General features: G+C 63.3%; 26 protein-coding genes and 1 tRNA gene. 7 read left to right on the forward strand and 20 right to left on the reverse strand.

Translation table 11 applies throughout. The features are described from left to right. Nucleotides 1-22: 22 nt before the first annotated feature. On the reverse strand, nt 23-919 hold the full coding sequence (locus tag KUH32_RS00095) for an outer membrane lipoprotein-sorting protein (RefSeq protein WP_217776045.1): 897 nt from the start codon (nt 917-919) through the stop codon (nt 23-25). 379 nt (nt 920-1,298) lie between these two features. Between KUH32_RS00095 and trpF the strand changes: the two genes are divergently transcribed. Genes trpF through KUH32_RS00120 form a run of 5 tightly spaced genes read left to right on the forward strand, consistent with a single transcriptional unit; the run spans nt 1,299 to nt 6,088 of the window. After that, nucleotides 1,299-1,964: a phosphoribosylanthranilate isomerase gene (trpF, locus tag KUH32_RS00100; RefSeq protein ID WP_217776046.1), complete on the forward strand. Its 666-nt coding sequence runs from the start codon at nt 1,299-1,301 to the stop codon at nt 1,962-1,964. After that, nucleotides 1,964-2,776, forward strand: a complete 813-nt coding sequence (gene trpA, locus KUH32_RS00105) for a tryptophan synthase subunit alpha (RefSeq protein ID WP_217776047.1) — start codon at nt 1,964-1,966, stop codon at nt 2,774-2,776. Before trpF ends, trpA begins: the two co-directional genes overlap by 1 nt. Next, nucleotides 2,773-3,633, forward strand: coding sequence for an AfsA-related hotdog domain-containing protein (locus KUH32_RS00110; RefSeq protein ID WP_217776048.1), 861 nt, complete (start codon nt 2,773-2,775; stop codon nt 3,631-3,633). Before trpA ends, KUH32_RS00110 begins: the two co-directional genes overlap by 4 nt. Continuing rightward, nucleotides 3,633-4,940 carry a protoporphyrinogen/coproporphyrinogen oxidase gene (locus tag KUH32_RS00115; RefSeq protein WP_217776049.1) on the forward strand — a complete coding sequence of 436 codons (1,308 nt, stop codon included), beginning with the start codon at nt 3,633-3,635 and terminating at the stop codon, nt 4,938-4,940. Before KUH32_RS00110 ends, KUH32_RS00115 begins: the two co-directional genes overlap by 1 nt. Further along, nucleotides 4,937-6,088 (forward strand): MFS transporter, encoded by a 1,152-nt coding sequence (locus KUH32_RS00120; RefSeq protein WP_217776050.1) that lies wholly within the window; start codon nt 4,937-4,939, stop codon nt 6,086-6,088. The genes KUH32_RS00115 and KUH32_RS00120 overlap by 4 nt, the downstream gene beginning before the upstream one ends. Nucleotides 6,089-6,158: 70 nt before the next feature. Here KUH32_RS00120 and KUH32_RS00125 read toward each other — a convergent pair whose 3' ends face one another. The 18 genes from KUH32_RS00125 to KUH32_RS00210 form a co-directional block, all read right to left on the reverse strand. Then, nucleotides 6,159-6,506, reverse strand: coding sequence for a response regulator (locus KUH32_RS00125; RefSeq protein ID WP_217776051.1), 348 nt, complete (start codon nt 6,504-6,506; stop codon nt 6,159-6,161). Nucleotides 6,507-6,580: 74 nt separating this feature from the next. After that, nucleotides 6,581-7,288, reverse strand: a complete 708-nt coding sequence (locus tag KUH32_RS00130) for an indole-3-glycerol-phosphate synthase (protein ID WP_217776052.1) — start codon at nt 7,286-7,288, stop codon at nt 6,581-6,583. After that, on the reverse strand, nt 7,285-8,328 hold the full coding sequence (locus KUH32_RS00135; protein WP_217776053.1) for a hypothetical protein: 1,044 nt from the start codon (nt 8,326-8,328) through the stop codon (nt 7,285-7,287). The genes KUH32_RS00130 and KUH32_RS00135 overlap by 4 nt, the downstream gene beginning before the upstream one ends. A gap of 32 nt (nt 8,329-8,360) precedes the next feature. After that, nucleotides 8,361-8,618, reverse strand: coding sequence for an acyl carrier protein (locus KUH32_RS00140; protein WP_217776054.1), 258 nt, complete (start codon nt 8,616-8,618; stop codon nt 8,361-8,363). Between the two features lie 46 nt (nt 8,619-8,664). After that, nucleotides 8,665-10,200 carry an AMP-binding protein gene (locus tag KUH32_RS00145; protein ID WP_217776055.1) on the reverse strand — a complete coding sequence of 512 codons (1,536 nt, stop codon included), beginning with the start codon at nt 10,198-10,200 and terminating at the stop codon, nt 8,665-8,667. 16 nt (nt 10,201-10,216) lie between these two features. Next, on the reverse strand, nt 10,217-11,398 hold the full coding sequence (locus KUH32_RS00150) for an acyl-CoA dehydrogenase family protein (RefSeq protein ID WP_217776056.1): 1,182 nt from the start codon (nt 11,396-11,398) through the stop codon (nt 10,217-10,219). Then, on the reverse strand, nt 11,398-12,618 hold the full coding sequence (locus tag KUH32_RS00155; RefSeq protein ID WP_217776057.1) for a beta-ketoacyl-[acyl-carrier-protein] synthase family protein: 1,221 nt from the start codon (nt 12,616-12,618) through the stop codon (nt 11,398-11,400). The genes KUH32_RS00150 and KUH32_RS00155 overlap by 1 nt, the downstream gene beginning before the upstream one ends. Further along, nucleotides 12,615-13,541 (reverse strand): beta-ketoacyl synthase N-terminal-like domain-containing protein, encoded by a 927-nt coding sequence (locus KUH32_RS00160; RefSeq protein ID WP_217776058.1) that lies wholly within the window; start codon nt 13,539-13,541, stop codon nt 12,615-12,617. Before KUH32_RS00160 ends, KUH32_RS00155 begins: the two co-directional genes overlap by 4 nt. 51 nt (nt 13,542-13,592) lie before the next feature. Then, a complete protein-coding gene (locus KUH32_RS00165) occupies nt 13,593-13,973 on the reverse strand; it encodes an ectoine synthase (protein ID WP_217776059.1) in 381 nt (126 codons plus the stop codon). A gap of 296 nt (nt 13,974-14,269) precedes the next feature. Further along, entirely contained in the window at nt 14,270-14,962 is a 693-nt protein-coding gene (locus KUH32_RS00170; protein WP_217776060.1) for a transglutaminase-like domain-containing protein, read from the reverse strand. Between the two features lies 1 nt (nt 14,963). Then, nucleotides 14,964-16,271: a sensor histidine kinase gene (locus KUH32_RS00175; protein WP_217776061.1), complete on the reverse strand. Its 1,308-nt coding sequence runs from the start codon at nt 16,269-16,271 to the stop codon at nt 14,964-14,966. After that, nucleotides 16,268-16,975, reverse strand: a complete 708-nt coding sequence (locus KUH32_RS00180) for a response regulator transcription factor (protein ID WP_217776062.1) — start codon at nt 16,973-16,975, stop codon at nt 16,268-16,270. The genes KUH32_RS00175 and KUH32_RS00180 overlap by 4 nt, the downstream gene beginning before the upstream one ends. Before the next feature lie 51 nt (nt 16,976-17,026). After that, on the reverse strand, nt 17,027-18,550 hold the full coding sequence (locus KUH32_RS00185) for a hypothetical protein (protein WP_217776063.1): 1,524 nt from the start codon (nt 18,548-18,550) through the stop codon (nt 17,027-17,029). A 49-nt stretch (nt 18,551-18,599) separates the two neighbouring features. Continuing rightward, on the reverse strand, nt 18,600-19,391 hold the full coding sequence (locus KUH32_RS00190; RefSeq protein WP_217776064.1) for an outer membrane lipoprotein-sorting protein: 792 nt from the start codon (nt 19,389-19,391) through the stop codon (nt 18,600-18,602). Nucleotides 19,392-19,491: 100 nt separating this feature from the next. Beyond that, nucleotides 19,492-20,874 carry an ABC transporter permease gene (locus KUH32_RS00195; protein ID WP_217776065.1) on the reverse strand — a complete coding sequence of 461 codons (1,383 nt, stop codon included), beginning with the start codon at nt 20,872-20,874 and terminating at the stop codon, nt 19,492-19,494. 5 nt (nt 20,875-20,879) lie between these two features. Further along, on the reverse strand, nt 20,880-21,626 hold the full coding sequence (locus KUH32_RS00200; protein ID WP_217776066.1) for an ABC transporter ATP-binding protein: 747 nt from the start codon (nt 21,624-21,626) through the stop codon (nt 20,880-20,882). 254 nt (nt 21,627-21,880) lie between these two features. Next, nucleotides 21,881-22,396, reverse strand: a complete 516-nt coding sequence (locus KUH32_RS00205; protein ID WP_217776067.1) for an anthrone oxygenase family protein — start codon at nt 22,394-22,396, stop codon at nt 21,881-21,883. A 249-nt stretch (nt 22,397-22,645) separates the two neighbouring features. Next, complete coding sequence (locus KUH32_RS00210; protein WP_217776068.1) at nt 22,646-23,410, reverse strand: response regulator transcription factor; 765 nt, start codon at nt 23,408-23,410, stop codon at nt 22,646-22,648. 201 nt (nt 23,411-23,611) lie between these two features. Here KUH32_RS00210 and KUH32_RS00215 point away from each other — a divergent pair, with 201 nt between their 5' ends. Continuing rightward, nucleotides 23,612-24,232 (forward strand): UbiX family flavin prenyltransferase, encoded by a 621-nt coding sequence (locus KUH32_RS00215; protein ID WP_217776069.1) that lies wholly within the window; start codon nt 23,612-23,614, stop codon nt 24,230-24,232. Nucleotides 24,233-24,273: 41 nt separating this feature from the next. Here the strand turns inward: KUH32_RS00215 and KUH32_RS00220 are convergent. Beyond that, a tRNA-Ser gene (locus tag KUH32_RS00220) sits at nt 24,274-24,363 on the reverse strand. Nucleotides 24,364-24,578: 215 nt separating this feature from the next. On the opposite strand from KUH32_RS00220, the gene KUH32_RS00225 reads away from it, so the two are divergent. After that, on the forward strand, nt 24,579-25,496 hold the full coding sequence (locus KUH32_RS00225) for an SPOR domain-containing protein (RefSeq protein WP_217776070.1): 918 nt from the start codon (nt 24,579-24,581) through the stop codon (nt 25,494-25,496). Nucleotides 25,497-25,520 lie beyond the last annotated feature (24 nt).

Consider the following 25,520-nt stretch of genomic DNA (forward strand, 5'->3'; position numbering starts at 1 on the left):
GCCCCGCCGCGCCCCGCGCGGATCAGTTGATGATGTTTTCGCTGCGGAAGTCCTTGAAATCGCTGTCGGGGTTCGACAGGTCATCCAGCTCGAACCAACGGCTCGGAAGGCCGATATTGAACGCCTCGCCTTCGGTCTCGAAATCCGAGAAGGACACGACGCGGCCTTCCTTGATCGTCGACACGCGATAACGGGCCGGGGCGAAGACGCCGTCGACCCAACGCAGGTCCAGGGTTTCCAGCACGCGCTGTTCGTTCGGCGCGTCGGCGTTGAAGCTGGAGTAGATCGGCATGAAGGTTTCGGTATCGGCCCACAATTCGCCGTCGCGCAGCCCGAGGCGGATCACTTCGTCTTCGGTGCGCGGGTTGACGTAGATCTTGTACACCGGGTAGCCGCGGAATTCGCCCACGCCCAGCATTTCGCAATCGTAGTCGTCGGCCTGGCGGATCAGCATCTCGCCCACGGCCAGGTCCGAGCCGTAGAGACGCTGGCTGAGGTCCTCGGATTTGACGTCGATGATCTTGTCGGCCGAAGGCAGATAGACCCAGACCTTGTCCGGCAGACCCTTTTCAAAGCTGTCGCGGACCGAAGATTCGACGCCGGCCAGTTCCTCGGGATCGAACACATAGGACCGAAGCCGGCGGTTGATGCCGTCGTTCTTGTGGGCCGCGGCGATACGGCGGGTTTTCACGGCGCCGGTTTCATCGGTGATCTTCATGTGCACGATGCGCCAGCTGTCGTAGCCGTTGTAGCGGTTCTGCACGCCTTCCATGACGGCACGGCAATCGGTGATGACCGGCGAGGTCGGCGTCGCCGGGTCCAGCAGCGGCTTGCCGCCTTCGGCCTGGGCCATTCCGGCCAGCAGGGCAACCGAGGCGGTGGCGAATGCGAAAAGCGATTTGCGATTCTTGGGAAACATGTTCGATATTCTCCGTTCAGATTGGCGGTGGAACTGTGGTTTTTCATTCCAACGCCAATGTGATCTGAACCGCGCTCAAATAAAAACGGCGTTTGGTTCCGTATTCTGGACATTTCACACAGTGTATTCGCCTTTGTGGCGGAGAATGGCCCAGAGTGACCACCGACCCTTGTGATGCACAGGGTGTCGAGGCGATAATCTTATTAATTACAGATGCTTGGTCAGCTCACCTTACGCAACGTCACGTAATATTCCGTGACATGGCAGAGTGTGATGGTGGGAAAAAATCCCCGAAATTTTGAACACAACGTTACCTGGCAAATCAGTAGCATCAATGACGGAAAATACGCTCCAAATTGAGTATTCAGGAGAGATCAATATGGATTTGAAGATCTGCGGGATCACAAATCGGACCGAACTGGATATCCTGGAAGAGGAAGGCGCGCGCTATGCCGGACTTTGGACCGGGATCGACGGCCACCCCCGAAACCTGAACGACGCGCGCTTCATGGAGCTTGCCGAAAGCTGCCAGACGGTGATGCCCGTAGCGGTCTGCGTGAAACGGCCCGTGCGGGATCTTTGGTCGCTTCTGCGCATGACCAATGTCCGCCACGTGCAACTGCACGGTTTCAACCCACCGGGCGACATCGCCTATCTGAAAGACAAGGGCATGACCCTGATCAAGACGCTGCATGTCGACGATCACGGTGGCTGCCCGCTCGAACGGCTGATCGATTCCTACCGCGACGCCGGCAGCGACGTGTTCCTGATCGACCGGTTCGGCGGGCGCCAGGCCATCGGATCGAGCGGGGTCAGCCTGTGTTCGCAACAGGCCGACCGCTGGCGCGAACGGCTGAACGGGGCGCGGATCTGGCTGGCCGGCGGCCTGACCGCCACGCGCATCTGCGAACTTGCCGAAGACGAGCGGTTCGAAGCCGTCGATGTCGACTCCGCGGCCCGCCTCAAGGGCGGCGCCATCCACCGCAAGGCCGCGCGTCTGCTGGTCCTTGCTTCCTCTCCCTCCAACCTTTTCCAGGCTGCTTGATGAACCAGATATCCGAATGCATCGCCGCCGGACCGGTCCTGTCGCCGGGCCGCATCCTTCCACCGACGCTGTGCCCGCTGATCATGGCCGGCGATCCTTCGCTCGATGCCACCCGTGCCTTGCTGCGCGAATGCGTCCGTCTTGGGGTCGGCATGGTCGAACTGTGCCTGCCCTTCAGGAACGCGTTCACCGATGGACCCGCCTTGATCCGCGCCCATGAGCGGGCCTTGCGCGACGAAGCGGGGCCGGCGGCGGTGATCCGCATGGCAGCCGAATTCACGGCGGACATCCGCATCATCCTGCTGGCCGACAGCAGCCACACCTTGCGCCCCTTCGGGTTTGAAAGGCTGTTCACGATGGCGGCCGAGGCGGGCTTTGCCGGTGTGCTTCCCCACGGGCTGCCCCCGGTTCTGTCCCAGCGATTCCATTCCGCCGCGCAACTGGCAGGTCTGCCGGTCGTCGGCACGATCTACGCCAACGCGATGCCCGAGACCCGCCAGCAGGTCATCGCGCGGGCGTCGGCCTTCATCTACCTGGTGTCGACCTGGGGCCGGTCCGGCGGCGCCGTCGACCCAAGCGACCTGTCTTGCCAGATCGACGCGCTGCGCGCCCACAGTGCCTTGCCGGTGGCGCTTGGCTTCGGGTTGAAGACGCCCAGTGACGTCGGCCGCGCCTTCCGGGCCGGTTGCGACATCGCGATCGTCGGAAGCGCGGTGTCCGGCGTGATCGAGAACGCCCTGGAAACGGGGCAGGATCCGGTGGAACGCGCCGCTCTTTTCATCGCCGACCTGCAAGAGGAGACCCGGCCATGAGCGCGCTGGACCGCCGTCTGGATACCCGCAACACGGTTCTGACCTATTCCCCGGACGACCGTCCGGGCGCCGCCCGGCTGATCGTCGACAGGGACCATCCGTTCTTTTTCGATCATCCCCTCGATCATGTTCCCGGGCTGCTCCTGCTGGAAGGCGCCGTGCAAGCTGCGCAGGATTGCGCGCAAGAGCCGTGTTTCGTCAGCGCGATCCGGGCCGATCTCATCCGCTACGCCTTTTTCGACGACCCGATCCTGCTGGACACCCGAAGCGAAGACCGCAATGGCCGCCGGCAATGCACCGTCATCCTGACCCAGAAAGGCAAGCTGTGCGCGCGGATCGAGGTCGAACTGACCCGGCAGGTCTGTCCGGTCCGCGCGCGGCCCATCTGGGATGCCGACCCGGCCCGTGCCCTGCCGCCCTGTCCCGGTGAACCGCTCAACAAACTGCGGCCCGAAAACGTGCTGATCACCACGCCGGCGTTGGACGACCGACAGGTCGAAGCGCGCCTTCTGCCGATGTCCGGCACCTGCCTGTTCGCCGACACGACACAGACCGTGCACCCGCTCTACCTGCTCGAGGCCTTCATGCAGGTTCAGCGCTATCTCAACGCCACACAAGATGGCGACCGGCGCATGCGCGACATTCTCACAGGCGTCTCCATCGAGCAGACCGTTCCGCTATCCGACCTGTCAGAGGGCGTTTTCCTGCGCGGCGCGCGCGCTTTTCTACCCACCGGACCGGGGCGGATGTCGCGGAGCGCGTGGATCTACGCGGCACAGCGCCCGGTCGCCAAATGCACAATCCAGACCGCCCGCGTGACTGCCCGGTCGAAACCATCCGAAGGAGAGAAAAGCTGATGGACCCCGTTCACATCATCGGCGCAGGGGTGTCCGGCCTTGGCGCCGCGCATTACCTTGCCAAACGCGGCATACCCAGCGTCATCCACGAAACCGGCAGCCATGTCGGCGGCCGCGCCGCCTGCATTCGCCAGGGCGCGCACGCCTTCGAGATCGGCGGCAAGAACTTTTCCAGCGCCTGGCCACGGTTCAACGCCTTGCTGGACGAATTCGGGATCACCGAATTCGAGGATCAGCATCCGGGATTTCACATCGTTCTGCGCGACAAGCTGGTGGCGCTGGAGAAATCCAAGACACTGACCGGCGACCTGCGCCTGGCCTCGGCGCTTGGCCCGCGCGGTGCGCTGCAATTCCGCAATTTCCTGACCTATGCAAGGCAGAACGCGGATCGGCTGAACTATTCCTCGGGCCTGATCGAAGAGGTCGAACGCCGCTGGGACCACGCCACGATCGACCGACACTTCACCGCGCGCCTGAACGAAGGCCCGTTGCGCCTGTTCTCGATCATCATGGGCGGCGCCGAGCCGTCCGAGCTTCACCCGTCGCTGATGATGCTGTTCGCCTCGGGCTTCGGCAAGGGATCGCACCACGCAGTCGCCGGCGGCATCGGACGGTTCCACGACAGCCTCGCGGCGGGCAAGACGATCCGGTTCGGCGCCCGCGTCACCCGGATCAAGCTCTTCGACGGTCATGTCTCGGGGATCGAGGTGCAAGACGAAACGGGGACCCGCATGGAACCGGTGCGCCGGGTGATTTCCGCTGTTCCTGCCCACGTCTTGCGGCAGTTGATAGACCTGCCCGCCTATGGCCGCGTGGCCTTTGACCGGCTGCGCTACTACCCGCTGGCGTTGGTCAACGCGGTCTACGACGCGCCGGTTTTCCGCGACGGTGTACATTCGATCATGTTCGAACCCGGCGCGCCGCTGGGGCATTGCTCGGCCAACCGCCTGCATTCTCCGCATCACGTGCGCTACACGCTGTCGGGCAAGGCGGCCCGCGATATCCTCGACCGCTCCGATGCCGAGCTGGTCCGGATCGCCGAGCAGACCTTTTCCAAGCGGTTGCCGATCAGTGCCAAGCGCCTGCAGGTGCATGTCGCGCGCCATCCGGGCGGGATCTGCGGCTACGCGCCCTATTTCACTGCGGTCAAGCGCGACATCCTGCGCGCCGTGGACGGCATCCACGGCTTCGAGATTGCAGGCGACTACCTCGAAGGCCACACGATGGAGGGCTGCCTGACCTCGGCCGACCTTGCGGTTCAGCGGCTGGTGACTGCGCCGTCACAGAGCAGTGCGGCCGCGGCATGACCGGTATCGATCATCGCGCGGTGATCTGGGCCGCGGGCGCTTGCGGCGTCATGAGCGGCGCGGCCATCGCCCCGGCGATCCCGGCCATCGACCTGGCGCTGTCCGGTGCGGTGGGGGGCGGGTTCTGGGGGCGCCTGGCGCTCGTCCTGCCGGCGATCGTGATCATGGGTCTGGGCCCGTGGATCGGACGTCGGACAGCGGGTCTCGATCAGCGCAGGGGCTTTGCCGCCGCCCTTTGTGCCCTGGCTGGATTCGGGGTGCTGGGCGGGCTGGCCACAAGCCATGGTTGGCTGCTGGCCAGCAGGATCGGCCTGGGTGTGTCGACGGCCGCGGTGCTGTGTTTCGCCACTGCCGCGTTGGCAACGCTGTTCCGGGGACCGGAACGTGCGCAAGTGATCGATCGCCAATCCGCGATCAACACGTTGGGCGGCGTGGTGTTCGTGCTGGCCGGCGGCGTTCTGGCCCAGTTGGGTTGGCGCGTTCCGTTCCTGCTGTATCTGCTGGCCCTGCCCGTGGCCTGGCAAGCGGCGCGGATGGCCTGGCCGGCGCCCACTGCCCTGCCCGACAAGCGGCCCGATCTGGCGGCGATCCGTGCGCCGATCGTGACGCTGGGTGTCGCGATGACCGCGTTCTATCTCGTTCCCGTCCAGGCGCCTTTCATGCCGGCGTTGAGCGGCTTTCCTTCGTTGGCCGGGTTGACCATCGCCAGCGCCACGCTGATCGGCGGGCTGGTGTCGTGGAACAGCGGCGGGCTGAGGCAGGCGGCGTCGGACCGTGTGGTCGAGGCCGGCGGCCTGGCACTGTTGCTGCTGGGTTTGCTCGAATTCGGGCTTGGCACCTCGGTTCCCGCGCTTCTGCTGGCCGCGGGCATGATCGGGGCGGGTTTCGGCGCGCTTCTGCCGCTGACGGTGCAACGCATCCTTGCACAATGCGGACCCGACACCGCCCATGCCGCCGCGGGGTTGATCGCCTCGGCGCTCTATGCCGGTCAGGTCGGTGCATCGGCACTGGCCTTCGGCTTTGGCATCGGCGGGCCTCGGCTGCCGTTCCTGATCGCCGCCGCCGGGCTGGGTCTCGGGCTCTTTCTCTGGGTCAACCGGCAGCAGCTTGGTCCCTGGCGGCACTGGATCGTCGAACACATGGCCTGACCGGACAGTTTCGGACAAACATCGAAGGGCCCGGCAAATCCTGCCGGGCCCTTCGGTGTTCCCGGAACGTTCAGACCAGAGTCGACCCGGCCGGAAACAGCTTGCGCCAGGCGATCGTGCGCAGCGTCCTGAGAAGGCCGTCGATCCGCAGGGGTTGTAGAATGAAATGATCGGCGCCGCATTCCAGCAGATCGATCCCGCTGTCGCGGGTGGCGTCGTTCAGGACGGCGACCACCGGGGTCACTCGGTTGCCGAGACGCAGATCCTCGCAAAACGACAAGGCGGCGGGCACGGGCAGGCTGTCCATCAGAACGAAGGCCGACGCGAGCGACCAGTCGCTGAGGTTCAGCGCTTCGCGATGGCCGGTAACGAGGATCGGCAGATAACCACGACGGCTCAGGCACTGGAACAGTACCAAACCCGGCCTTTCGGGCGTTCCGTATATCGCGATGGTTTCTCCCCCGACCGGCGGGGGGACCGGAATGGAGGATCTCAAGCCGGAACCGCCCTGCTGTTCGTTGCCTGCAGGAACCGCCGCACGGTCATCCCGACCGGGTCGGGTCCGGACAAAAGCGCCGTGCCGACGAGAACGCCGTCGAAACCGGCGGCCATGGCACGCTCGACGTCGGAGGGTTTCATGAAGCCAGAGGCGCTGACCAGCAGACCGGCATGACGGCTGCGCGCGAGAGAAAACAACTCTTCGCTTTGCTCGACCCCGCCATCGTCGGTTTCCTTGCCGCGGATGTTGCGGTTGTTGATTGCCAGGATCGCGCCATCCGGCAGGCTCAGCCCGTCGAGTTCGCGTGCGCTGGCGGCCTCGACGAAGGGGGTCAGGCCCAGGCAAAGCGCGGCATCGGCCAGCCGCACCAGGTCGGCCCGGCGCAGGAGCGTACAGGTCAGCAGCACCGCCGCGGCCCCGGCCGCGCGGCTTTCCTCGAGATGTCTTTGCGACGTGATGAAATCCTTGCGCAGCACCGGCAGACCGGTGGCCGCCATCTCGGCGATCATCGCCGGGTCGCCGCCGTGCCAGGCGCCGGTGGTTACCGACAGGCAGCCCACCCCCGCCGCGGCGTAGTCGCGCGCAATATCGGCAACGCGCCGACCCGCCAGAAGCGGGCCGGTCTTGGGCGAGTGTGGTTTGATTTCGGCGATCAGCGGGGCTGCAGCATTCGCCAGCGCATCGTGAAACGACGGGCTCATGCCACGCACTCCACCCTGGGGGCTTGCTGTTTCAGGAAGGCGCGGGCCTGTTCCAGCTTGGCGTAGGGCGCACCATCGGCCAGGCAGGTCAGTGCCAGCTGCGTTCCGGCTGCAAGGTCGGGCGCAGCACCGCCCGCATAAAGCGCGGCGCCGGCGTTCAAAGCGACGGTCTGGGTGGCCACCACCCCCGCCTTGCCTTTCAGCAGCGCGGTCATCAATGCGATGTTGGTCTGCAGGTCGCCACCGGCCAACGCATCCGGGGTTCCGGGTTGCAGGTCCAGTTCGCGCGGGTCCAGCAACGACGGGCTGGGCCTGTTGCTCCACTGGCAGGTGTTGGGGCAGATGCTGAGCAACTCGTCGACGCCCAAATGCGCGTGCACCACGAGCGCGGGAATATCCAGAGAGGCCGCAACCCCGTGAATTTGCCGAAACAGCGTCGGCGTCGCGGTCCCGATCACGTGCGCGCGCATCCGGTAGGGTGATATGAGCGGACCAAGCGCGTTCACGAAACGCCCGATCACCTTGAAGTTCAGCGGCATCGCCGCGATCGCCAGCCTTTTGCAGATGGGTGCGTACCGGCCCTGCGCCGCAAAGGCCAGTCCGGTTTCGGCGAGCATGGCATCGGTCACGTCATCCGACTTGGCGCCAGACAGGCCGAGCGCGTTCAGAATGTCACCCGATCCCACCGAAGACGAATAGGCCGACGACCCGGACTTCAGGACCTGTCCACCGGCGGCCGCGACGACGAAAGCCGCGCTGGTCGAGATGTTGAAGGTGGATATCCCGCCACCGGTTCCGACGATGTTCACCGCCTGCCGCGCCGAGCGCAGCGCGACCGGCGGCGCGCTGTCGCGCACATATTGCACGAAGCTGCGCATGAGGCCGGTATCCGATGGTCGGGCCGAAAGCGCGGCCAGCACGGCCACGGTTTCGGCCCGGGGGCGAAGACCCTCGTCGGTTGCCCGCCAATACGCGCGCATCTGCTCTTCGGTCGGTATCTGGCCCGCGATCAGATGCGCGGCGGTGCGTTCCGGCGTCATGGTCTTCACTCCTTTGATGATCGGGCCTGCCGTCAGGCGGCTGCAGCCGCGTCGCGCTTGGACGCAACCAAGGCTTCGATCTGTCCGATGCTGCGATAGAGATCGGCATCCAGCTCGTCGGGCGTGATGGTCAGGTCGTATTCGCCTTCGAGAAAAGCGATCAGCTTGAGCACGCCCAGGCTGTCGACGATGCCGGTCTCGATCAGGTCGAGATCGGGGGTCAGCCGGTCGGCGGGGATGTCCAGCGCGAATTCCTCGGCGATGAAGATGCGCAAGGCTTGGAATGACATGGGGTGGTCTCCTTGTGAAAAGATATTGGTCTGTCTGGGAATGCCGTCATGCGGCGGCGGGGTCGCAGTTCTGCGCCAGAAGACGCCTGCAGGCTTTCCCGTTGGAGTTCCGCGGAACCGCCAGCAGGGAAATCGTGAAATTGCGGGGGATCGCGGCGGCAGGAAGCGTTTTCATCAGGTGCAGACGCAGATCGAGGCTGTTCAGTTCGTCCGACTGGGTGGTCACCCAGGCGTTCAGAACCGTCCCGTCGCCCGAGCGCGTGACGAAGCACAGCGCCTCGTCGACGCCGGGATAGGCGGCCAGCGCCTGGTCGACTTCGTTCAGGTCGACGCGCACACCGCTCAGTTTGACCACGGTGTCGATCCGTCCGACGAAGTGGATCATCCCCGCGGCGTCGCGCCGTACCAGATCACCCGAGCGGTAGTATTGCCGTCCGTTCAGACAAACCAGCGCGCGTGCCGTCAATTCCGGGTCGGAGTAGCCCCGCATCATCGTCGGGCAATGCACCCACAATTCGCCCTCGCCCGCGCCGATGATTTCCCGGTCCTCGGCGTCGACCAGCAGGAAGTCGACGTAAGGCAGCTTGCGGCCCAGCGGCAGCGGGTCCGGAGTGGCTTGGCGCGGCACCTCGTAAAAGAAGGTGTCGTTGGTTTCGGTGCAGCCGTAGATGTTCAGGAACCGCGCATTGGGGAATATCGCGAACAGCCGCTTCAGCACGCGGGCGGGCATCGGTTCGCCGGCGAACAACACGCAGCGCATCCACGGCATGACCTGGTCGCCGGCGCTTTCGGCCAGCAGTTTCAGTGCCGACGGTGCCGAATGCCACACGGTCACGCCGGCCTGTTCCATCAACTGGCACAGCCTCGCGCCGTTGCGCGCGGTGCGGGCATCGGCCAACACGAGGCCGGCCCCGGCCATCAGCGTGGCATAGATGTCGAGAAAGGACAGATCGAAGGCGAAGGGCGCGTGGCTGAGCACGCAATCGTCGATGCGCAGGCTCAGTTCCTCGACCACCCAATCCTGGAACAGGTTCAACGCATGCGCCTCGATCTCGACCCGCTTGGGCTTGCCGGTGGAGCCGGACGTATGCAACAGCGCGGCCAGATCCTGTTGCGCGACCGCGACGGGGCGGATCGGCGTCGAGAATTCCCGCTCGGGCATGCAGGACAGATCGACCAGGGGGATCTGTTGCGCGCGTGCCCAGGGCGCGATCATGTCATGGGTGCTGGCATCGACGATCACAGCGCCGGGCTGCAGATCGTCGAGAATCGTCGTCAGCCGGGCAACCGGGTGCGTCGGATCCAAGGGCGCATAGGCTTGGCCGGTGCTCAGCACCGCCAGCACCGCGGCCAGGCAATCGGGGCTCTTGGCGGCGCAGATCGCAATGCTTTCCTCGGCCTTCCGCCCCGGTCCGGGCAGGCGTTCGCGGATCAGGTCGGACCGGTCCAGAAGCGCTGAATAGGTCATGGCACTGCCATCCGAGCCGTGCACCACGGCGTGCGGCATGTGGCGCATTTCCGCGCGCAGACGGCGATAGAACGCGTGGGTGCCGTGGATGTCGAAGGTGTTCTTCTGCAACATGGGTCGGGTCCTCGGGTCAAAGGCCAAGCATGGCGGCGATGCGGTTTTTCTGGATGTCGGAGCTGCCGGAGTAGATCAGCCCTCCCACGGCGTTTCGCAGGTGGCATTCGATCCCGGTCTCGGTCATGTAGCCGGAACCGCCATGCAGCGTTATCGCGTCGATGGAGTTGGCGACGTGGGCCTCGGATATGGCCAGTTTGGCCGAAGCGATTTCCAGCGATGCCTGGCCGCCGCCTTCCATCGCGCGCACCATCCGTGCCAGCCAGCTACGCGCCGATTGCAGGCGCATGTGCATGTCGGCGACGCGATGGGAAATCGCCTGGAAACTGGCGATCGGCGCGCCGAACTGCCTGCGCTCCTTGGCATAGCGGATACAGCGGTCAAGCTGGCGGCGCATCTCGCCGACCTGCAATGCGAAGACGCACAGGATTTCCCACCGCATCACATGATCCAGAATCGCAAAGCCCTGCCCTTCCCGCCCGATCAGGCGCGTCGCCGGCACCTTGACCTCATCGAAATAGAGATCCGCCATGGGCGCCGTGCGCAGACCCATCTTGCTGCGTTTCTTGCCGATGGCGAAACCGGGACTGTCGCAATCCACCGCAAAGGCAGAAAACCCGCCCAACGCACCCTTTGTCGGATGTGTGCGGGCATAGACGACGCAGATATCGGCAATGGGCGCGTTCGAGATAAAGCATTTCTCGCCGCTGAGAACGTAGTGATCGCCGTCCCGCGTGGCGGTCGCCTTCATCGCAAATGCGTCCGAGCCGCTGTCGGGTTCGGTGATCGCATGCGCCCCGACGCGGTCTGCCTGCGCCAGCAAGGGCAGCAACTCGGCCCGCATATCGGCGCTGCCGAACTTCTCGACCGGCAGGCAGGTGCTGCACAGATGCGTGGCAAGCGAAAATCCAAGACCGGCATCCTCGCAAAGATAGCCCAGCGTCTCCAGCAACTCGGTCAATTCCTGAACCGACAAAGCCAGGCCGCCGAAATCCTCGCTGGTGACAAGGCCGGTCAACCCGGCCTCGACCAAGGCCCGCCAGCGGGCCTCGCCGAAGCTGCCGGTCTCGTCGTCCTCGCGCCACCCGGCATTCAGCGCCGGCGCCCACTGTTCCAGCGCTTCGAGCAACGGTTGCATCAAGTCGGACCGATAGGACGATCCGGCCCCTGCCGGCAAAAGGCTACGGATCGCGCGCATCACGGCTCTCCCATTTCGAGACGTTCAAGGATCAGGCTGCCGTTCAAGCCGCCGAACCCCAGCGAGTTCTTCATCGCCACCTCGCCCGAGATGCGCCCATCCGATTGCAAGACCGGCAGCCGAAACCCGATATCCTCGGGCTCTCGTGTGGTGGCCATGACCGGGGTGTCGCCCTTGGCCAGCGCCAGAATGGTCGCGACCGTTTCGATGGCGCCCGCGGTTCCAAGCAAGTGACCGGTCGCGCCCTTGGTTGAACTGACTACGGGCCGCGGCACACCTGCGGGAAAGACCTGGTTCAGCGCGTCGGCCTCGGCGGCGTCGTTCAGCGGCGTGCCGGTGCCGTGGCAATTGACATAGCCGATCTCGTTCGGGCGTCGTCCGGTCAGCGCCAGCGCCTGTTGCATCGCACGGACAAGGCCGCGGCTGTCCGGACTGGTGATGTGGTGGCTGTCGAGCGACAGGCCAATGCCTTCGAGACGCACCAGCGGCCTTGCCCCACGGGCGCGTGCGTGATGTTCGTCTTCGATCACCAGCATGGCCGCACCATCGCCGATCATCATGCCCCGGCGGGTCTTGTCGAAGGGGCGGCAGCGGTCGCGATCCATCGCGCGCAACGCGTTGAACCCGGCGAAGTCGGCTTCGCGCATGCGGTCCGATCCGCCGACCAACATGATATCCGCATCGCCGGAGGTGATCCGCGCCATGGCGTAGGACAAGGCGGCAAGCGACGACATGCAGGCGCAGGAGAAGGCGCAGACCGGCCCCGACAAGCCAAAGACCCGTGACAGAACCTGCGCCGTGCTGGCCGGTGTGACCAAAGCGCCGTCGCCGCGCCGGTTGTCGTCCAGCGCATCGCTGAACCGGTCCATGAGCCCGCCCGACGTGGTTGCCACGGCGCACCCCATCCCGGTTCGCGGCGAACTGGCGAGGCCGGCTTGGTCGATGGCTTCGAGCGCAGCCAGCAAGCCATGCCCCGCACAGGCGATCTCCGGTTCTTCGAGCGGCGGCAACCGCCCGGCGGACAGGGCGGTGTAGAGTGCCGCGCGCGTCGTATCGGGGTCGGTTGCATGCGCGCGGCGGGCGCGGAAGCGCTCGGTATCGAATTGCTTCGGCGCGTCCGGCTCTGATCCGCCGCGATCGAGCAGCTGCTGGAATTCGGCAAGGCAGGCGGCGTCGCGAGTCACCACGCCCAGCCCGGTCACGACGACAGAACGGGTCATAAGCAGTCTTCCATTTGTCCAATCCCGATGCCGGCGGCCACGCCGCTGACGCCTTGGGCGGCCGCGGCGATGCGCCATTGCACCCGACCCGGCTGGCCCGCAGCGGGGCTGTTCAGCAGGTCGTGCAAGGCCAACAGGCCACCGGCACCGAGAAAGTCGAGATTTCTTGGGGCAAAGCCCTGAGTTGTTTCGCTATCCGCCCGAACCGAGAGACCCGGCTTGGCCGGCGGCACGGTGCCGATCGACGTAAGAACCGGCAGATCGGTCCGGCCCCGGGCGGCCGCGGCCCGTGCGGTTTCGAGAAGCACGACGACCATCGCTTCGCCATAGCCTTGCCCGGAGCAGAGATGCGGCCGCGCGCGACCGGCGAGGTGGTCGCCGGTTGGCGAGGCAAAATCTTCGTAGGCGGTGACCAGCACCCGCGTGCAGCGCCCGGCCCGAAGCCAGTCATGCGCACATTGCAGAGCGTCCAGCCCCGCGGTTTCGGCATTCAGAATCGAAAGGCACGGACCTTCGATCCCGTATTCGATGGCGCATGCCGAAACCGGATAATTGTGGGTCGCCTGGGCAAAGCGGACCGCATCGACACCGCGCGGTCCGAACCGCTTGAGACGCCTGTGCATGTCGTAGACTTGCGAACAGCCATAGACAGAGCCCGAAACGATACCGCATGACGAACCGGCCAGCGCCTGCGGCGCCAAACCGGCACGATCGAGCAGCCGCGGCACCAAGGACGACAGGCGGTGCGACACCCGCGTGTGACGGCCGCGCTCGGCCGGCGACGCCGTTTCGAAAGCGGTGTGGTCCAGGCTGAAAACCGAAAAAGTGCCAAAGGGTGCTGCCGCCGTCTGTCCCGCGGATGGGAGGAGGGCAGGAGACGCGACATCAGCGCAACTCGCAGAAATCACGATGCTGTCATTCATGGCGGTGCAACCCTTTGGTCAGTCGGGGAGTGAGTGGGGAAGTGGGTCGGATCAGTAGGCCGAGCTATCGCCGCCAAGCGAGTGGCGCTCGTGGCCTTTCAGCGGCGGATTGAACACGCAGACCAGGCGCATCGTCTTGCTGGCCTTCAGCCAATGCTTGTCGTGCTTGTCCAGGGCATACATCGTGCCCGGCACGATCTTGTGCGTCTCGCCGGTCTGTTCGTCGACGACTTCGCCTTCGCCTTCGATGCAGTAGCAGGCCTCGAGATGGTTCTTGTATTCCAAAAGCGAGGCGGTACCGGCATTGACGACCGTATCGGTCAGGGAATAACCCATCTGATCTTTTTCGATCAGCAGCCGCCGGCTTTTCCCGTTGCCCCAGTCGACATCGCGGTCGGTCGTGGCGATCTTTTCCAGAGAATTGATAATCATGGTTTCCTCGTTTCCAGTATTCATTTGCCGGTGACCGTCGCAGGATTTCGAATTTCATCCGGCATGATTGGATCATAGACCATTCATCCCAAGGATAGTTTGTTGTTTTGTTCAGAAACATCCTACTAAGACACAGAGTTTTTGACGCCCTACGCGTGTACGACCCGAAGCAAGACACAATGTGGCGCTGTTTTTCGACATCGTGGCGGCACCTTTATGGTATTGACACAACGAAAAAAGGCGTCGATGCCTCGACGCCCACAAGCCCAGCCGACCAGAGTAAAGGAGTTGGAGCGCTACGCTATATCAGCAAGCAGAGAACCCGACTTGAATCGCGTGCTTGTCTTGAAAAGACTTGCGTGCTTTTTTCTCAGACCCGCCATGACAGTATCATATGGAAGATCGTCAAACTCTCCATGATCATTCATAATTTCCATATGTGCACGCCCTTGCAGATCATACGCGTGGTGTACGCAATCGGAATAACCATCGAACTCCAATGGTGCCATTCCGTATAATTGGCAAAGACGGGCGTTGAATACCGGCGTTGCCTTGTACCATCGCCCGTCCAAACGAAGACTGACCAGGGCGTGGTAGTGAAAGATCTTGGTGCCCATCAGCCGTTCCAGCTGCGGCGAACAGAGGTGGTTTTTCACATCCGTCAGCCAAAGACGCGACGGTATTCCGGCATGTCTCAGCAAGGCCGCGTAAACCAGAGACTTGTGGATACACAGGCCCGACCGTCGCTTGAGGATCGCGCTTGCCTTCATCGAACCGCGCGAGAAATCCGCGTTGTAGATTTCGTAGAACAGGCCATCGCGCACCGCGTAGAACAATGCCACGGCCTGTTCGCGCGGGTCCGGTCCGCATTGGGCCAATATTTTTTCGGCAAAGGCGGCAACGGACGGATCGTCGTGATCCAGGAACTCGGTCGGCGCCAGCAATGGATCCGCGTTCTGGACCGGGGCGGCGTGGGTCGTCGGGGGCATGTCAGAATTCCTCCAGAGTGGTGCACAAGGCATTCGGCAGAACAGCTGTGATTTCAGTGCCTTCGCCCAGTTTGCTTTCGATATCGATGCGTCCGCCCAGGCCGTTCGTGATCGTCCGGCACAGGTAGAGACCAAGGCCATAGCCACCCGACGCCCTGCCCCGGGATTCGTCGGCGCGCCAGAACGGCTCCATCAGATAGCGCAGTTGATCGGGGGCGATGCCGATGCCCTGATCGCGCACCGACATGCGCATGTCGCAGGAATTTTGACCATCCGCCGAGAAAATCACCTGGATCGGTTTGCCCTTGCCGTAGCGAACCGCGTTGCTGACGAAGTTCTTGAGAAGGACGCTGGTCAGAAAACTGTCGAAATAGGCGGTCTTTTGTCCGGTCTTGTTCTGGATCGTGATTTCCACGCCGGAATGCACCATTTGCGCGATCTGTTCCTCGGCATACGGTTCGATGTCGATGAAATCGGCCGAAGTCGTTCCCGCGCTGCGTTTTTCCGCAGCTAGGATCGAAGACAGGATTTCCTCGACCACCGAGATGTCTTTGCTGATCTGCGCACGCAGGTCCGGGTCGTCGACCATGTCCTTTCGCACTTTCAGGCGCGACAGCGGGGTCAGGATCTCGTGCGGCAGCGCCAGAAGCATGTGGCGCCGGCTTTCATGGATCCGCTGCAGCTCGGAAACCATCTTGTTGAAGCCTTCGGCGAAGGTCCGGTATTCGCCAAAGGTGTTTTCCAAAGGGATCTGGTAGCTCAGGTCGCCCTCTTCGACCTTGCGGATGCCCGCGGTCAGCACGTCGAAGGGCAGCGTGAGCCGGCGGATCAGCAGATAGATCGCAGTGATCGCGAAAAGCACCGACATGATCACGACACCGACCAGAAACAGCGCATAGGTGGATATTTGCCGGCCGAACTGGGGAAGCACCGCCACCGTATCGCCGCGCACGGAAACAGCCGCGTAGTGATCGCCCAGCCGGCGGATGGCGATGCCGTCGAGATCGTCCAGCGCGTCCTCGTAGATCGCCGCAAAGCGCGAATTCGCGGCCTCTTGCGGGGTCATGAGAACCATCGGCGCTTCGCCGATCACGGACACCGCTTCGCCGGGGTTCAGCGCGCTTTCGGCGAAGGCGTCGAACAACGCGCGCGCCAGGTATCTGCGGGGGTGTTCGTCGGCGACCCGCTGAAGCGAGAGGATCAGGACCAGGCTCAGAAGCGTGGTCGAGGCCAACGTCGCCCACAATAGGTGACTGAAGACGGATCGCGTGCGGATCCAAAGCTTTGCGCGGTCGAGAAAGTCGGTCATTTCGCCTGCTCTGTCTTGATGCAATAGCCCTGTCCACGCAGGGTCTTGATGAAGTCGAACTTCAGCCCCTGTTCGCGGAACTTCTGTCGTATCCGGTAGATGATCGTATCGACCATGGCCGGATCGCTTTGCGTATGGTGGCCGATGCGTTCGAGGATCTCGACCCTGCTCATGATGGCGCCTTCTGCTTCCTTCAGGCATTGCAGGATGCGCAATTCCAGTTCGGTCAGGTTGACCGCGTAGGGGCCGTAGACCGCCGACATGTGTCCGGGGGACAGGTGCAATTCGGTTGCGGATTGGGATTCGGCCTGGGCCGGAGAGGTATTGCCGGCATCGCGCTTGCGCCGGACCACCGCGCCGATCCGCGCCACGAGTTCGCGCATTTCCACGGGTTTGGCGACGAAGTCATCGATTCCGCTTTCCAGCGCGACGATGCGATCGGTCAGCTCGGCCCGCGCGGTCAGGGCGACGATGGGGATTTCGGCGAACGATTTGCCGCTTGACCGGATCGACCGGCAGACGGACATCCCGTCCAGTTCGGGCAACATCATGTCCAATAGCATGACATCGAAACCTTCGGCGCCCAGCATGTCGAAAGCCTGCGATGGCGTGAACGCCAGTGTCAGCTCCATCCCGTATTTCGCAAGAACCGGCTGCATCAAGGCGCCCAGTTCTTCGTCGTCGTCCAGCATCAACACGCGCACAGTTGTATCCTCATGCCTCGGCGTTATCGGGCGTCTTGGGGCGCCCGTGTTTCAGAACGTGTAGGTAAAGCCCATCTGGACCGAGCTCTTGTTCGGATTGGCCCCGTAGATCGAGGTATCATCTCCGAACGTGCTTATCGCGCGCAGGTTGAAATTGCCATTCTGACCGACCGGAATGTCCAGCGACAATTGCGCCAGCCCGCTGTGATCCGCCGGCACGTAGAAGGCCAGCAGGGACAGGTCGGCATCTTGCACGGCGTCGTTCCAGGCGATGCGGGTAAAGACCTGTTCGCGCGCCAGCGGATCCTGCCTGCGGTTGGCGACGCCATAGATGGCCGAGGCCGCCAGTCCGTCCAGACCGGTTGCGCCGGACAACGCAGCGATCTGTCCATTGCTCAGGCCGGCTTCGTTCAGGTGGTATTCCAGCGTGATCGAAATGTCCTCGGCGCCGACCAGGCGCTCCGGCAAGGCCCAGTTCAATCCGAGCGCGGCTTGCAGGTACCATTCCTTGCCTTGACCGGCGCCGACGCCGTCGCGGAACGCGGCAGAACCCAGGGTGTCGCCCAGGGCCTCGTCGACCAGCGACAGCCGTTTCTGGGCCATGGCCTCGCCATAGAGAACCAGATTGTCGCCGAGTGTTCCGCTGAGTTCGAAGCCCAGGCCGGGATCGTCATCGATCAGAACCGCGTTGGCGGTAAAGGAAAGGTTGTCGTTGATGCGTGGTGTCATCTTCAGGAACCACGCTTCGGACGGATTGGTGCGGTCCAGTCCCATGCCGAACACATCGGCGTCGGTCCAGACGGTATCGGGGTCGGCATCGATCTCGGGGCGATAGCCCAGTTGCACGAGGGTCTGACCGATCGTCGTCGTCGCGGTCAGCGCAAGCACGCCCAGCCGTTCGTTGCGCCGGTCCGCCGGAGCGGCGCTGCCGGTCAGCACCAGGCTGTCGTCGCGGAACCAGTCGGTCGGGTTGAAGCCGGTGGCGACTCCGTTGCGGATATTGATGCGCCCGAACTGCAGGCTGGTGCCGGGGGTCACCGCGTAGGACAGGTACAGTTCCTGAATATCGATGGCGAAGTCGTCGCCAAAGTCATAGTCCCGTCCCTCGGCGATCTCGGTTCGCGCCCGCAAGTTGAAGTTCAGGCTGGTTTTTTCTCCGATGGCCCAATTGCCGAAATAGTGGGCCTGAAAGCGCAGGGCGGTATCGGTGTCGCCGTCCAGATCGGTATTGGCGAAGACGCGGCTTTCCAGTTCCAGCGTGGCCGACAACCCGTTTCCGGCGATGCCGGCCGGTTGGACCTGCGCGACGCTCGGCGCTTCGGCGAGAACGGGAACCGCCGTATCGGGCGGCAGTTCCAAATCCGCATCGCCCTCGGACAGCACGGGGCCGGTATCGGCAGCAGCGGACGGGTCTTCCGACGCACCCGGCGCCAAGGCGACATCGTCTTGGGGGAGGACGGTTTCGCCTGGCAGTCCCGGAAGATCGGGCGGCAGGTCGAAATCCTGCGCCATGGCCGGAACGGCGAGTTGAAAGGCGAGTGTCGCGGCGACCGAATGCGTCAGAAGGCGTTTCATGTCGGGGTCTCCTTTTCGGCAAACGTTGAAGGGAAGCCGACCCGAAGGGTCAGGCCTTGAAGTTCGGCAGCCATTCCTTGCTGAACCAAGCCTCGGGGATGTTCTTGGCGCGGTAGTTGGACATGCGCATCAGCGTCACCTTGTTGGGGTCGAACCCGTCGGCGATGACGATCTCGGTCGGACGGCTTGCACCCATCTGGTTGCGCAGGTTGCGATACCAGGCGACTTTGATCAGCTTGCCCGAGTCGGTGTAGTACTTGCCCTTCACCGGCTGACTGTTCGAGGCATCGACCCAGAACTCGACCGCGCTGTAGGGCGCCGAACTGGAGGCCTGGGTCAGGCGCAGCTTGTGGCAGTTGCGGTTCTTCTTGTCGCCGTCGGCGATGGTTTCGGTGCCTTCCATGCTGGCCTTGTAGTCGCCGACGAGGTTCGAACTGACGACATCGCCGTTCGACGCGTTGCCCAGCAAACGCTGGCGCGGCGAGATCCGTACGGACGCCTTGGAAGACGGGTCGTAAAGCCACAGGATGTTGCCGTTGCGCAGCAGGATCTTGCCCCGGTCCGCGGCCGGCGCGTTGATATGCACCAGCGTCTGGAACTGGTTTCCGGTGGCGCGGGAATAGGTGGTGACGCTGGTCTGTTCCTTAACGCGCCCGCGTTCATAGTTGATCAGGTCGACGTCAACGGCGAACGAGGTTTGCGGGTTGCGGATCGCATCGGCCTTCTTCAGCACCGAACCGGCGCTTTCGGCGGCCGCGCTCGGGAGACCGAAAGAGGCCAGCCCGGCTGCGGTCATCCCGCCGAGAAGAAGCCGGGCGAATTCGCGACGATCGAGTTCCATGGTCTGTTCCTTTCGAATGGCAGAGTTGTGGGTGTCGGGTCGTTTGCTGGGGTCTTCCGGCCCCGCGATCGAACACGGGACCGGCCATGGCAGGGCCGCATCAGGCCCGTTGCAGGCTTTCGACGATGTTCAGGCGCGCGGCCTTGAACGTGGGCAGCACCGCGGCCAGCAGCGCGAGGGCGATCAGGGCGCCAACCACGCTGGCGGCGAAGACCGGGTTGTCCAGCACCATCAGTTGCACCGTGAGCGGTGTGGCGTTGGACGGCGGGGTCCATTGCAGACCAGCCGCGTTCACCAGGTTGGCCACAGCCAGCGCACCGCCCAGGGCAATCGCCGCACCGATCACGCCGATCAGCGTGCTTTCGGTCAGGAACAGCGTCTGGACAAAACCCTTGCGGAAACCAAGCGCCCGGATCGTGCCGATTTCCTTCACCCGCTCGACGATGGTCATCGAGATCGTGTTGACGATGGTAAAGGCGATGACGATCGACAGCACGAAGGCGATGACCACGAACATGAAGCTGAACATCCCGAAGATGCGCTCGAAGGTCGGGTCGACTTCGGTGAAGTGGTAGACACTCAGGTCCAGCCCGGCACCGGTCAGGATCTCGGCGACGCGCGCCTTGACTGCGTCGACCTTGGCCGGATCAGCGACTTGCAGCATCAGCGTCGTGGCTTGCTGGCTGTCGCCGTAAAGCAGACTGCGGGCCTGTTCGAAGTGCATCATGACAAAGCTGTTGTCGACGGCGCGCACCGCCTGCGCCTGTGCGGCTTCGATGCTGACCCGGGCGATGTTCGGCACACCGGCAGAGGTTGCGGCCATGACGTTGAGCTGCGGCTTTTCGCTTCCCGCGCTCTGGTCGGACAGCCCGCCTTCCCCCGCGACGAGCGAAGTGAAGTCCTGTTCCTCGACGACGAGGTCCTCGGCCGCAACCGGCGCGTCCTGGCAATCCGGCACGGACAGGGCGGCACACATGCCCATCATCCGGGCCATGCCGAGACCGACGATCACGCTGTCAGAGCCACCGGCGGCAAGGCCCGTCGCCGGCGCGACCTGGCCGATTTTCCAGCCATCCCAGCCGCGCATTTGGTCCACTTGCGCGGGCACGATGCCGGTGCCGATGAAGGTCTTGGAATTGCCGGTTTCGTTGTTGCCTGCCACGCCGGCCAGATCGATCCGGGGTGTGATCACCGCAAGGTTTTCGGCCAGCATCGGATCAGCAGCCAGAAGGGCCGCGACCTGATCCCAGTTCTCGATCGTATAGGCATCGGGATTGGCGGCGCCGAATTCCAGATAGCCGTTGCGGTAGACCTGCAGGTTCCCCTGCTCCTGGATCATCGAGGTCTGCACCCCGTACCAGATCGAAGTGACGAAGCCGCCGAACAACAGAGCGGCAAGCCCGCCGACACCGATGGCCAGCGCCGTCGTCGTCGAACGCCGGGCGTTCTTGAAGATGTTGCGCAACGCGATTTTCCAGATCATGGCCCTTACTCCTCTGCGGTCTGGCCGTCGATGATGTGAATGACCGCGCTGGCCGGCGTGATCAGGTCGGTGTCGTGGGTGCAGATCACCACCGATGTGTTCAGTTCGGTCCGCACGCGATCCATGAGCGCGACGATCTCGCGCGAAGTCCGGCTGTCCAGGTTCGCGGTGGGTTCATCGGCGATGACGAGGCTCGGTTCGCTGACAAGAGCCCGGGCGATGGCGACGCGCTGCCGCTGGCCGCCCGAGATTTCTCCGGGACGACGATTGACCAGGTCGGCCAGGCCGACCGCATCCAGGTAATCCATCGCGCGGGCCTTGCGGGCCGCGCCGCTCATCTTGCGGTTCAGCAGCGGGAATTCGACGTTCTCGCGCAGGCTGAGCACCGGGATCAGGTTGAAGCTCTGGAACACGAACCCGATATGGCGGGCCCGGAAATCCGCAGCGGCGCGGTCGGACAACCCGGTAACGTCTTCGCCCAGAACGGTCAGTTCACCACCCGTCGGTCGGTCGAGCAGGCCCAGCAGGTTCAACAGCGTCGACTTCCCGCTGCCCGACGGTCCGGTGATGAAGGTCGTTCCGGCACGATCGATCCGCCCCGAGACACCACGCAACGCGGGAACGTCCACCCGGTCCATGCGGTAGGTCTTGGACAGCTTGCGGAAGCGCACCGCCGGTTCGGCAGCCGCGCTACCGGCCAGCGCCTGTGTTTGGTCGTATTGAAACGACTTTGGGTCAGATACTGTGTTCACGGTTTCAGTCCTCGCAAATTGGTCACTTTGTCCTGACGCAATTTACGAAACTGGAGGCACCAAACTCAAACAACAAAGAATGCTTTTTCGACGCCGTTTGAAGATGACCATGTAGAGAAAACAAGCCTGCATGACAGAAATATCATGCTCAATCATATTGCTGCCATAAAACAACAACATGCCGGATCGCGAAAAAAACCTATTCCGCCGGCCTTTTCGGACCGGCGGGCAAGTTGATCGGAATTTCGGTGCGCTCAGAGGGTTGTGGCGGGTTCGCGTGCGACCGAGTGCATCGCCGCGCCGGCCAAGGCCAGCCCGACCAGCGCCATGATCGCGCGAACGCTGTTCCAGAAGGTCCAGTCCGCGCTGTAGGCCGTCCAGGCGCTGGTGGCCTCTTCGATCGACAGGCGCGCCGGGTCAAGCGCTTCGATCGCGTGGTTCATGGGTACGCTGATATTGACTGTAGGCAGGAAGGACCCGCCGAAGTAAACCGCCGTGGCTGCCAACAGCAACAACGCCGCCGCTTGCCTCCCCTTGAAATACAAAATCGCCGCGCATCCGAAAGCGATGATCGGTGTGAACAGGAACGTGAACAGGAAAACCAGGTTGCGTGTGCCGCGGTTGAGTTCCTGCATGGCGCGAATTGCATCGATTTCCGGCAGGTTGTTCAATCCCTGCATGACGGATACCGAATAGGCATAAAAGAACCCACCGATTGCGCCGAATAGCACGAGGGGTGTCAGGACGAGAAAAAAGCTCAGGCGTTGCATGGCGATATCCCTTTCGGGAGACAAGAGAGAACAACACCAACATACGCCTATTTCCTAAAAAGGAGAATAGGGTCCAAAATATCTGCACAAAACTCTGTATATGAGAGTTTATTGGCGAAATCTGTTTTTGAATGACGAAAAATGTCACAAAAGTTTGCGGACCGTGGTTCGGCCCGTGACCCCGTGTCACAAAACTCGCCTTTTGAATGTATTCCCCAGGCCGCTTCCCGGCTGGCGGGTGTCGCGGTGCTATGCGCCGTTCAGCTGGTTCACCTGTCCAACCAGCGAATAGCCCCGTCCACGGACAGTGCGAATAAAGTCGACCGTAGCTCCGGCTTCCTTGATCTTGGTGCGCAGCCGATAGATCAGCGCGTCGATGCTGCGGGTATAGATCACGGTCGTGCCGTGAACCTCGCCCAGCAGGTCATCGCGATTGAGGATCTCGCCCGGCCGTTTCGCCAGCGCCGCCACCAGCTCGAATTCCATCGACGTGGTGATAAGCTTGTTTCCGTTGACCAGGATCTGGGCGCGTTGGGTTTCGATCTGCAGGGTGTCGCCGTCCAGGGTGATCTCGCAACTCAGCCCGGACTTCCCGCCAGAGGCGACGGGCTCGGCAGTCGCGTTCTGTGCGGTGTTTTCGGATTGCGGGGTTTTCGTCCGGCGCAGAATCGCGTTGATCCGGGCCACCAGTTCGCGCGGTTCGAAAGGCTTCTTGACGTAGTCGTCGGCACCGGTCTCGAGACCCACCACCATATCGGTCAGTTCGGTCCGGGCCGTCAGGATGATGATCGACACATCCTTGTAGGGTGCGTTGGAATACCGGATCTTGCTGCACATCTGCAGGCCGTTGACTTCGGGCAACATGACGTCGAGCAGCACCAAGTCATAGGTCTTGGCCTCGAGAGCAGCGAACCCTTCGCTTGGGCTGTGCACGGCATCCAGTTCGATGCTGTAGTTTTTCAGGATGTCGTGCATCAGCTCGGCAAGCTCGACATCGTCATCAATCAAAAGCACGCTTATCATGACAGTCTAATCACTTTTTCCATAAAAAAACATATGCCTGCGCGGCACCCAAGCAGTAACCTGACCGTTGACGAACCATACTCTTGGCGGTCCTTGTCATGCACAAGCTTCCCTAGGGTCAACTTACCCGGCGCTCTCCTTAAAGGAAACCCCCGGCGCTGTCCACAATCATTAAGGGATCGATATCACAACATGTCCCCTCTGCGCCCCCCTCGCGTCGCTGTACCGCAGCATGGCCGCTGCAGAATAACCGTCGGGTTGTCCGGCGCATCCGGTATGCCCTATGCGCTGCGACTGCTCGAAGTGCTTCAGGGTCTGTCGGTGGAAACGCACCTGATCGTGACGAAAGCGGCGGTTCAGACCCTCGCCGTGGAAACCGAAAACGGCTACGAGATGGCCCGTTCGCTTGCCGATCACGTCCATTCCAATTCCGATATCGGCGCTTCGATCGCGTCAGGTTCCTATCCCGTGCAGGGCATGATCATCGCCCCTTGCAGCGTCAAGACGCTGGCCGAGATCGCCAACGGCATCGGCAGCAGCCTGCTCAGCCGCGCTGCTGACGTTACGCTCAAGGAAAGACGCCCGCTGGTTCTGGGAGTGCGCGAAACACCCCTTCATCTGGGGCACTTGCGCAACATGACCGCGGTGACCGAGATGGGCGCGGTCGTGGCGCCTCCGATGCCGGCCTTCTACACGCGCGGACAAACGCTGGACGATCTCGTCAACCACCAGGTCCAGCGCTGGCTGGATGCCCTCGGCATCCACACGGCACTGGCGCCCCGTTGGGCCGAACCGGCGCATACGCTGTGCTGACGGGCCGGATGTGACGCTCGGAAGCCACGCAAGGCAGGCTGTGGCGGAGGCTGTGGGATTCGAACCCACGGGACGCTTTCACGCCCAACGGTTTTCAAGACCGCCGCATTCGACCACTCTGCCAAACCTCCGGTGCCGTCCAGCCTTAGCGAGCAGGCTGCGATTCTGAAACCCGGGCGATGCGGGAAAATCCGCGCATTTTCGACTGCGGGCTTTCCACAGCGCCGCGAAGCGGTTACTCTGCCCCGGAAGGCGCGGCAAAAGCGCTCACACGAGGCATGCCAGAGCGGGACATCACCCCCGATCGGCAGCGCGCAAGCGCATAGAGACAGGCAAGGGACACGCCATGAGCAAGGCTTTCTCGACTTTTCGCGGCAGGACGCTGCACGGAATGGTGCTACTCGCAGCTATGACGACCTTGACGGCCTGCGCCGATGGCCAGATACCCGCATTCCTGCAACCGAAGACAGCTTCCGGTGGCGAAGAAACCGTGGCCCGCGCTGCAACCAGCGGCGGGCGCACGACAGAACGCGACGTCGAAGCCCCCGAGATCTTCCAGGCCACCGAGGCCGGGCTTTGGGATGGCCGGCCATCGCTTGGCGGCGTCTGGGTCGCTCATCCCGACGTCAAGGATCCCGAACGCGCCATCATCCGCAACGAAAAGAACGGCCAGTTCGTCATCGGCGCGCTGTTCCGTCGCGAACGCCAAAGCCCCGGGCCACGCCTGCAGGTGTCGTCGGACGCGGCAGCGGCGCTCGGCATCCTGGCCGGTGCGCCGACCAATCTGAACGTCGTCGCCCTGAAGCGCGAAGAAGTGGTGGAGCCCAACGCTGCACCCATGGACGAAAACATGGCCGCGCTCGACGAAGCGATGCCCGTCGCACCCGAGGTCAGCGAAGGCGCGCTGGAGCCGATCGCTGCCGTTGCCGCGTCCGCGCTGGACGCCGCACCGCAGCCGGCCGTGGCGACCGACCTCGTACCGGCCCCCGAACCGGCCGCCGCCATCGCTCCGGCGCCGGCGCCATCCAAACTGGCCAAGCCATTCATCCAGATCGGCATTTTCAGTGTCGAGCAGAACGCCGAAAACACCGCAACCGCGATGCGGCAGGCCGGCATGGTGCCCACCGTCAAACAGCAAAGCTCGAACGGCAAGACGTTCTGGCGGGTGCTGGTCGGACCGGCGCAAACCAAGTCGGAACAGGCCACATTGCTGAAAACCATCAAGGGGACGGGCTTTACCGACGCCTACGCCGTCACGAACTGACGCCCGACCATACCAGGACAGGAG

The organism is Thalassococcus arenae (assembly GCF_019104745.1).
In the GTDB taxonomy this organism is placed as follows: Bacteria; Pseudomonadota; Alphaproteobacteria; order Rhodobacterales; family Rhodobacteraceae; genus Thalassococcus_B; species Thalassococcus_B arenae.

Excerpts from the sequence above, each read along its gene's own strand:
- KUH32_RS00095 (WP_217776045.1), bottom strand. The coding sequence starts at position 919 with ATGTTTCCCAAGAATCGCAAATCGCTTTTCGCATTCGCCACCGCCTCG.
- trpF (WP_217776046.1), top strand. The coding sequence starts at position 1,299 with ATGGATTTGAAGATCTGCGGGATCACAAATCGGACCGAACTGGATATC.
- trpA (WP_217776047.1), top strand. The coding sequence starts at position 1,964 with ATGAACCAGATATCCGAATGCATCGCCGCCGGACCGGTCCTGTCGCCG.
- KUH32_RS00110 (WP_217776048.1), top strand. The coding sequence starts at position 2,773 with ATGAGCGCGCTGGACCGCCGTCTGGATACCCGCAACACGGTTCTGACC.
- KUH32_RS00115 (WP_217776049.1), top strand. The coding sequence starts at position 3,633 with ATGGACCCCGTTCACATCATCGGCGCAGGGGTGTCCGGCCTTGGCGCC.
- KUH32_RS00120 (WP_217776050.1), top strand. The coding sequence starts at position 4,937 with ATGACCGGTATCGATCATCGCGCGGTGATCTGGGCCGCGGGCGCTTGC.
- KUH32_RS00130 (WP_217776052.1), bottom strand. The coding sequence starts at position 7,288 with ATGAGCCCGTCGTTTCACGATGCGCTGGCGAATGCTGCAGCCCCGCTG.
- KUH32_RS00135 (WP_217776053.1), bottom strand. The coding sequence starts at position 8,328 with ATGACGCCGGAACGCACCGCCGCGCATCTGATCGCGGGCCAGATACCG.
- KUH32_RS00140 (WP_217776054.1), bottom strand. The coding sequence starts at position 8,618 with ATGTCATTCCAAGCCTTGCGCATCTTCATCGCCGAGGAATTCGCGCTG.
- KUH32_RS00145 (WP_217776055.1), bottom strand. The coding sequence starts at position 10,200 with ATGTTGCAGAAGAACACCTTCGACATCCACGGCACCCACGCGTTCTAT.
- KUH32_RS00150 (WP_217776056.1), bottom strand. The coding sequence starts at position 11,398 with ATGCGCGCGATCCGTAGCCTTTTGCCGGCAGGGGCCGGATCGTCCTAT.
- KUH32_RS00155 (WP_217776057.1), bottom strand. The coding sequence starts at position 12,618 with ATGACCCGTTCTGTCGTCGTGACCGGGCTGGGCGTGGTGACTCGCGAC.
- KUH32_RS00160 (WP_217776058.1), bottom strand. The coding sequence starts at position 13,541 with ATGAATGACAGCATCGTGATTTCTGCGAGTTGCGCTGATGTCGCGTCT.
- KUH32_RS00165 (WP_217776059.1), bottom strand. The coding sequence starts at position 13,973 with ATGATTATCAATTCTCTGGAAAAGATCGCCACGACCGACCGCGATGTC.
- KUH32_RS00170 (WP_217776060.1), bottom strand. The coding sequence starts at position 14,962 with ATGCCCCCGACGACCCACGCCGCCCCGGTCCAGAACGCGGATCCATTG.
- KUH32_RS00175 (WP_217776061.1), bottom strand. The coding sequence starts at position 16,271 with ATGACCGACTTTCTCGACCGCGCAAAGCTTTGGATCCGCACGCGATCC.
- KUH32_RS00185 (WP_217776063.1), bottom strand. The coding sequence starts at position 18,550 with ATGAAACGCCTTCTGACGCATTCGGTCGCCGCGACACTCGCCTTTCAA.
- KUH32_RS00190 (WP_217776064.1), bottom strand. The coding sequence starts at position 19,391 with ATGGAACTCGATCGTCGCGAATTCGCCCGGCTTCTTCTCGGCGGGATG.
- KUH32_RS00195 (WP_217776065.1), bottom strand. The coding sequence starts at position 20,874 with ATGATCTGGAAAATCGCGTTGCGCAACATCTTCAAGAACGCCCGGCGT.
- KUH32_RS00205 (WP_217776067.1), bottom strand. The coding sequence starts at position 22,396 with ATGCAACGCCTGAGCTTTTTTCTCGTCCTGACACCCCTCGTGCTATTC.
- KUH32_RS00215 (WP_217776069.1), top strand. The coding sequence starts at position 23,612 with ATGTCCCCTCTGCGCCCCCCTCGCGTCGCTGTACCGCAGCATGGCCGC.
- KUH32_RS00225 (WP_217776070.1), top strand. The coding sequence starts at position 24,579 with ATGAGCAAGGCTTTCTCGACTTTTCGCGGCAGGACGCTGCACGGAATG.